Raw genomic sequence first — 253 nt, 5'->3', positions numbered from 1 at the left:
CTACGGCCAGCGCGCTCTGGCACGCGTTAGCTATGTGGTGAGCACACGCGCCAGAGCGCCACCGACATCCCGAGCGTGGCCCCTATTTGCGCCGGTAAATGGCCCCTTATGTCACCGTGATTGACAGCGAGCCGTACCAAGGCGTTTCCAGGAACTGCCGGTCGATAATTTCCATGAGTGCCAGGTTCTCGGTGCTTTCGCCCCGTGGGTGATAGTACAGGCCGGAGCGGGTCAGTGACAGCAGACGGCATTG

Annotated in this window: 1 pseudogene; it reads right to left on the bottom strand. The window is 61.3% G+C overall.

The window, feature by feature from the left end:
- Window positions 1-115: 115 nt before the first annotated feature.
- Window positions 116-253 (bottom strand): annotated as a pseudogene (locus tag BV911_RS20190) (IS3 family transposase); the annotation flags it as partial.

The sequence above is a fragment of the Pseudoruegeria sp. SK021 genome, assembly GCF_002119405.1.
In the GTDB taxonomy this organism is placed as follows: Bacteria; Pseudomonadota; Alphaproteobacteria; order Rhodobacterales; family Rhodobacteraceae; genus Meridianimarinicoccus.
This window is presented reverse-complemented; position numbering and strand designations above follow the sequence as displayed.